This is a genomic window from Allobosea sp. WAO (assembly GCF_001509835.1).
Lineage (GTDB): Bacteria > Pseudomonadota > Alphaproteobacteria > Rhizobiales > Beijerinckiaceae > Allobosea.
Genome location: NZ_JXTJ01000028.1, coordinates 32,799 through 39,799 on the forward strand (window position 1 = coordinate 32,799; position 7,001 = coordinate 39,799).

Below are 7,001 nucleotides of genomic sequence, written 5' to 3' on the forward strand. Positions count from 1 at the left end.
CACCAGACAACGACAAGACAAAAAAGGGGAATGCCGATGAACCGCCTGCTCGCCTCCGCCTTTGCCTTGCTGGCGCTCGCCAGCCCCGCTGCGGCGCAGTCCATCACGGTGGCGGTCGCCGCCGACATCCGCAGCAACAATCCGGGCGTCAATCGCGACGACAACACCGACGATTTTGCGCTGCAGCTGGTCGAGGGCCTCGTCGGCTACAATGAAGGCGGCGTCGCCACGCCGCTGCTCGCCGAGAAGGTCGATCTCTCCGCCGACGGCAAGACCTACACCTTCACGCTGCGCCAGGGCGTCAAGTTCCACAACGGCGCCGAGCTCACCTCGGCCGACGTGCTGTGGAGCTGGAACCGCTACATGGACCCGAAGACCGACTGGCGCTGCACCTCGGAGTTCGACGGCCGCTCGGGCCTCAAGGTCGAGGAGGCGACGGCGCCGGACGCGCGCACCTTCGTCATGAAAATCGACAAGCCGAACGCGCTCTTCCTCGACACGCTCGCCCGCACCGACTGCGCGATGACCGCGATCCTGCACAAGGATTCGGTCAAGGCCGACGGCTCCTGGGACAAGCCGATCAGCACCGGCCCCTACAAGTTCGGCGAGTGGAAGCGCGGCGAATATTTCACCATGACCGCCTTCGAGGGCTACAAGTCGCCGACGGATGGCGGCAAGGCCGACGGCTATGTCGGCTCCAAGCGCCCGCTGCTCAAGGACGTCAAGTTCCTGATCGTCAAGGACCCGGCGACGGTGAAGGCCGGCCTGATCTCAGGCGCGCTCGACCTCAGCGAGATCCTGCCGAGCGATGCGGCCGAGCTGAAGAAGAACCCAAAGCTCTCGGTCGTGGCCGAGCCCAATGCCGTCAGGCACGTCTTCCTGATCCAGACCAAGGACGCGGTGATGGGCAACCAGAAGCTGCGCCAGGCGATCGCCGCTTCGCTCGACATGGATGAGATCGTCGCGGCCTTCTACAACGACCTCGGCAAGCCCAACACCTCGCCGATCTATTCCGGTTCGAGCTATTTCGGCGAGGTCGAGAAGAAGGGCCTCAGCTTCGATGCCGCCCGCGCCAAGGCGCTGCTCAAGGAGGCCGGCTACAAGGGCGAGAAGATCGTGATCCTCGCCAATAAGCGCCCGGTCGTGCCGAGCTTCCCGGCGGCGGTGGTCGCGCAGCAGATGCTGCAGAGCGTCGGCGTCAACGCCGAGATCGAGGTGCTCGACTGGGCGACCCAGCTCGATCGCTACAACAAGGGCAACTACCAGATGCAGTCCTTCTCCTTCTCGGCCCGCTTCGACCCGGCCATCGCCTTCGAGCAGTTCTCGGGGCCGAAGGAGAAGCAGCCGCGCAAGGTCTGGGACAATCCGGAAGCGCAGGCACAAATCGACAAACTCTTCGTCACCTCCGACCGGGCCGAGCGCCAGAAGCTCGTCGACGAGCTGCACAAGCGGGTCATCGACGAGGTGCCGATGATCTTCGCCTTCAACGGCCTCGACATCGTCGCTCATGCCAAGCGCATCCAGGGCTTCAAGCCGTGGCAGTCGAAGCTGCGCATGTGGGAAGTGACGCTGGCGAGCTGACGCCGGCAATCGTCAAGCACCGGGGAGGAAACCGATGCTGCGCTTCGCGCTGACGCGCATCCTGATGTCCGTGCCGACACTGCTGATCGTGTCGATCTCGGTCTTCGCGCTGATCCGCCTGATCCCGGGCGATCCGGCCTCGCTGATGCTGGGGGACCTCGCGACCCCGGCCTCGATCGCCGACCTGCAGGCCAGGCTCGGTCTCAACCAGAGCGTGCCGGTCCAGTTCGGCATCTGGTTCGGCAACCTGCTCAAGGGCGATCTCGGCCAATCGATCAACTCGCAGCAGGCGGTGCTGCCGCTGATCCTGCAGCGTTTCTGGGTGTCGGCGCAGATCGTCCTGGTTGCGGTCGCGCTCGCCAGCCTCGTCGCGGTGCCGGCCGGAGTGCTCGCCGCCTGGAAGCAGGATAGCTCTCTCGACCTCTCGCTCGTCGCCGTCGCGACGCTGCTGCTGTCGATCCCGACCTTCTGGCTCGGCCTGCTGCTGCTACTGTTCTTCGGGCTCAAGCTCGAATGGCTGCCGGTGGTCGGCTACGTCTCGATCGCCGAGAACCCCGTCGCCGGCATCCTCTACCTGATCATGCCGATCATGACGCTGTTCCTGCACGAGATCGGCGTGATCCTGCGCATGGCGCGCGCCTCGACGCTGGAAGTGCTGCGGCTCGACTACATCACCCATGCGCGGGCCAAGGGCCTGACCGAGAGCGCCGTGCTCTGGAACCACGCCTTCAAGAACGCCTTCGGCCCAACCTGGACGCTGATCGGCCTCGTGCTCGGCAACCTGCTCGGCGGCATCGCAGTGGTCGAGACGGTCTTCACCATCCCAGGATTGGGCCGGCTGCTGGTCGATTCAATCTTCGCCCGCGACTACCCGGTGATCCAGGGCTGCATGCTCTTCGTCGCCTTCACCTATGTACTGGTCAATCTCGTGATCGACCTGTGCTATCCGATCTTCGACCCGAGGGTGACGGCGCAATGAGACTGCCAGCTCCCAACGCTTTGGTCGGCGGCACGCTGATCGGCTTCCTCGCCATCGTCGCAAGCGTCAGCGCGGTCTGGACGCCCTATGACCCCTTGCGGCTCTCCTTCCGCGCCAAGCTCGCGGCGCCCTCGGCAGTGCACTGGCTCGGCACCGACGAGTTCGGCCGCGATGTGCTCTCGCGATTGATGGCGGGCGCCGCCACATCGGTCTGGATCAGCTTGCTGACGGTCGCGCTCGCCGTCTCGCTCGGCACGGTCATCGGCCTGTTCTCGGGCTATGTCCGCGGCTGGGTCGACCGTACCATCATGGCCTTCAACGACGCGCTGCTCGCCTTCCCCGGCATCCTCCTGGCGCTCGGCCTGCTCGCCGTGGTCGGCGCCAACAAGTATGGCATCATCCTCGCCCTCGGTATCGCCTATGCGCCCTCGGTCGCCCGCATCGTGCGCGGCACCGTGCTCTCGCTGCGCGAGCGGGAGTTCATCTCGGCCTCACGGGTGATGGGCAATTCCGAGGGCTTCACCATGGCCCGCCACATCCTGCCGAACTGCATCGCGCCATTGACCGTGCTGGCGACCTCGATGTTCGGTTGGGTGCTGCTGGCCGAAAGCTCACTCTCCTTCCTTGGCCTCGGCGTGCCGCCGCCGGCCCCGACCTGGGGCAATATGCTGGCGGGCTCGCGGCCCTATATCGGCCAGGCCGTCTGGCTCGGCATCTTCCCGGGCCTCGCCATCTCGCTGACCCTGCTCGGCATCAACCTGCTCGGCGACGCGCTGCGCGACAAGCTCGACCCGCGAATGAGGGGTGCGCGATGACCAACGCGTTTGCAAGCGAAGTCGGCACCGTTTCTCGGCAGGAAAACGTGTCGCGCAAGAGCACCAAGCCCCTGCTTGAGGTCAATGGCCTGACGCTCAGGATCGGCTCGACCGGTCGTACCGTCGTCAACGATGTCAGCTTCTCGGTCTCGCCCGGCGAGATCGTCGGCATCGTCGGCGAGTCCGGTTCCGGCAAGACGCTGGCGGCGCGTGCGGTGATGGGTTTCATCCCGCCGGCGGTGCGGCTGATCTCGGGCTCGATCCGCTTCGACAGCGAGGAGGTCACCAGCATGGCTCCGAAGCGCCTGCGGGCGATCCGCGGCGCCAGGGTCGGCATGGTCTTCCAGGAGCCGATGACTTCGCTCAATCCGTCCATGCTGATCGGCCGGCAGCTTGAGGAAGGATTGGCGCTGCATCGCAAGCTCGACGCTGCCGGCCGGCGCGAGCTCATCCTCGACATGCTCCGGCGGGTCGGCATCCGCGATCCCGAGGGCGCCTTCAACGCCTATCCGCACCAGTATTCCGGTGGCATGCGCCAGCGCATCATGCTGGCTTCGGTGATGCTGCTGAAGCCGGCGCTGCTGCTCGCCGACGAACCGACCACCGCGCTCGACGCCGTCGTCCAGCGCGACGTCATGGAGCTGATGGTCGACCTGACCAAGGAGAACGGCACCGCCGTGCTCTTGATCTCGCATGATCTCGGCATGGTCGCGCGCTATTGCAGCCGCATCGTCGTGATGTGCCAGGGCGATGTCGTCGAGCAGGGCAAGAGCGAGGACATCCTCGCCCGGCCGCAGCATCCCTATACCCGCAAGCTCCTCGCCGCGATGCCGCATCGCGAGCCGGCGCGCGCCCTGCCGGAGGCGGCGACGCCGCTGGTCTCGGTCGACGATCTCGTCGTCGACTATGGCGGACGCCAGGGCTTCTTCCGCAAGGAACAGGGCAAGCGGGCACTGCACGGCATCAGCCTCTCAGTGAAGCCCGGCGAGGTCGTCTCGGTCGTCGGCGGCTCCGGTTCGGGCAAGACCACGCTCGGCCATGCCATCGCCGGCTTGCTCAAGCCAAGCGGCGGCCAGATCCGCTTCAATGGCAAGTCGATCGACAGGAGCGACGCCGCCTGGTGGGACTATCGGCTGAACTGCCAGATGGTCTTCCAGGACCCCTATTCCTCGCTCGACCCGCGTATGACCATCGGCGAGCTCGTCGGTGAGCCCTTGCGGCTGGTCAAGGGCATGGGCGCCGCCGAGAAGAAGGCGCGGCTCGCCGAAGTGCTGGGCGAAGTCGGGCTCGGCGACGGCTTCGCCGAACGTTACCCGCACGAGCTCTCGGGCGGCCAGCGCCAGCGCGTCGCCATCGCCCGCGCCATCATCCGCCGGCCGAGCTTCGTCATCGCCGACGAGCCGGTCTCGGCACTTGATGTGACGGTGCGGGCGCAGGTGCTCGAGCTCTTCGCCGAGCTGCAGAAGAAGCACGGCTTCTCCTGCCTGTTCATCAGCCATGATCTCGGCGTGGTCGAACAGGTCTCCGACCGCGTCGTCGTCATGCATGAGGGCCGCATCGTCGAGGAAGGCACGCGCGACGACATCTTCGACAATCCCCAGCACGACTACACCCGCAAGCTGCTCTCGGCCGTGCCCGGGCTGGAAAGCACGGAGGATGGCGGCGTGCGCCTGTTCTGGCGGCTGGCCGAGCCGGCGCGATGAAAGCCGTCCTGCTCGGCCTTGTGCCGAGCATCCACGTCTTGAACACGCCCTCGACCAGCAAAGACGTGGATGGTCGGGACAAGCCCGACCATGACGGGAAGTGCAATGCGAACTGAAGAGCCCGCACCATGAAGAACGGAATGATCGTCGCCCCGCAGCCCGAGGCGGTCGAAGCCGGCGCGGCCGTGCTGGAGCGCGGCGGCAATGCGATCGACGCGGCGATCGCCTGCGCCTTCATGCAGGGCGTGGTCGACCCGCTGATGTCCGGCATCGGCGGCTTCGGCTCGATGCAGCTCTACATGCCCGGCAAGGGCGTCCACGAGATCGTCGAGTTCTACGCGCGCGCCTCCTATGCCGCCAAGCCGGACATATGGCAGGCCAAGCTGCGTGGCCAGTCGCGCGACGGCTTCGCCTTCCTGCTCGATGGCGGCATCAACGAGTTCGGCCATCTCGCCGTCTGCACGCCCGGCAGCGTCAAGGGCTACGATTATGTCCTCTCGCGCTTCGGCACGATGGACTGGGCCGATGTCATGGCGCCGGCGATCAGGCAGGCACGCGAGGGCGTACTGGTGCGCCCGCACATGCACTGGTTCTGGACGCAGGATCAGAGCGGCTCAGGCCAGGTCAACACCTCGGACAAGCTGCGCTACAGCGAGACCGGTAGGCGCCTCTATTTCCGCCCAGATGGCAGCGCAAAGCGCCCCGGCGACATCAACGTCAACCCCGACATGGCCAACACCCTGGAACGCCTCGCCAAGGGCGGCGCCGACCTGTTCTACCATGGCGAGCTCGCCGAAGAGATCGCCGCCGACTTCGCCAAACATGGTGGGCTGATCTCGCGTGAAGACCTCGCCCGCTACGAGCTCTCCGTCGCCGAGCCGATCTGGGGCTCCTATCGCGGCCATCGCATCTCGACCTCGCCGCCGCCGGCGAGCGGCATGTCGATGCTGCAGATCCTCAACATGCTCGAGCCCTTCGACATCGGCTCGCTGCCCCATGGCAGCGCCGAACATGTCCGCCTGCTCGCCGAAGCGATGAAGCGCATGACCATCGACAAGGACCAGTTCATGGGCGACCCGGCCTATGTCGACGTCCCGGTCGAGCGCCTGATTTCTAAGGAACATGCGACGGAGCAAGCCGAGAGCATCCGCCGCGGCGAGCGCGCCAACGTGAAGCGGCTTGAGCGCTCCTCGCAGCGCGAGACCACCCATGTCACCGTGGTCGACCGGCACGGTAACGCCGTCGCGCTGACCCATACGCTCGGCAGCCCGTCCGGCGCGATCACCGAGGGGCTCGGCTTCATCTACAACGGCACGATGAGCCGCTTCGACCCGCGCCCCGGCCGCGCCGGCTCGATCGCGCCCGGCAAGCGGCGCTCCTCCTCCGCCGCGCCGACCATCGTCTTCAAGGGCGACACACCCTTCATCGTCATGGGCGCGCCGGGCGGCAGCTATATTGCCCCGGCCATGGCGCAAGGGATCATGAACGTCATCGATTTCGAGATGTCGATGCTGGAGGCAGTGGCCGCGCCGCGCGTCATGGGCGTCTCCAATTCCATCGATATCAGCAACCGCATCCGCCGCAGCGTCGAAGCCGAGCTCAAGGCCGAAGGCTATGACGTGAAGCGCTCGGCCCAGAGCTATCCCTTCGCCGCGCTCCACGGCGTCAAGATCGAGGACGGTCTCGCGACCGGCGGTGCCGACCCGCAGCGCGACGGCATGGCGATTTCGGTTCCCTGGCAAGCCGAGGCTGCTTGAGCCTGGCCGGCCTGCCAGAGCTTCGTTTTGAAGTTTGCTCTGCCATGAAAGATGACCGGCAACATCGCCGCATGGCAATGTGAAGGCTGCGTCCGGCGCTTCTTAGGCCCGCACTGGAGCGCAGGCACAGTGCAGCTGCCGGGCCATGGCGGTTGCGGCGTGATCT

At 66.2% G+C, this 7,001-nt stretch carries 5 protein-coding genes; all 5 read left to right on the top strand.

Features of this window, described 5'->3' with window-relative positions:
• Positions 1-36 precede the first annotated feature (36 nt).
• Positions 37-1,581: an ABC transporter substrate-binding protein gene (locus tag DK26_RS28145; protein ID WP_198162430.1), complete on the top strand. Its 1,545-nt coding sequence runs from the start codon at positions 37-39 to the stop codon at positions 1,579-1,581.
• Positions 1,582-1,615: 34 nt separating this feature from the next.
• Positions 1,616-2,560, top strand: a complete 945-nt coding sequence (locus DK26_RS28150; protein ID WP_066480181.1) for an ABC transporter permease — start codon at positions 1,616-1,618, stop codon at positions 2,558-2,560.
• Positions 2,557-3,375, top strand: coding sequence for an ABC transporter permease (locus DK26_RS28155; protein ID WP_066480189.1), 819 nt, complete (start codon positions 2,557-2,559; stop codon positions 3,373-3,375). The genes DK26_RS28150 and DK26_RS28155 overlap by 4 nt, the downstream gene beginning before the upstream one ends.
• Before the next feature lie 47 nt (positions 3,376-3,422).
• On the top strand, positions 3,423-5,078 hold the full coding sequence (locus DK26_RS28160; protein WP_248310133.1) for an ABC transporter ATP-binding protein: 1,656 nt from the start codon (positions 3,423-3,425) through the stop codon (positions 5,076-5,078).
• Positions 5,079-5,206: 128 nt separating this feature from the next.
• On the top strand, positions 5,207-6,835 hold the full coding sequence (gene ggt / locus DK26_RS28165) for a gamma-glutamyltransferase (RefSeq protein WP_066480190.1): 1,629 nt from the start codon (positions 5,207-5,209) through the stop codon (positions 6,833-6,835).
• Positions 6,836-7,001: the final 166 nt, after the last annotated feature.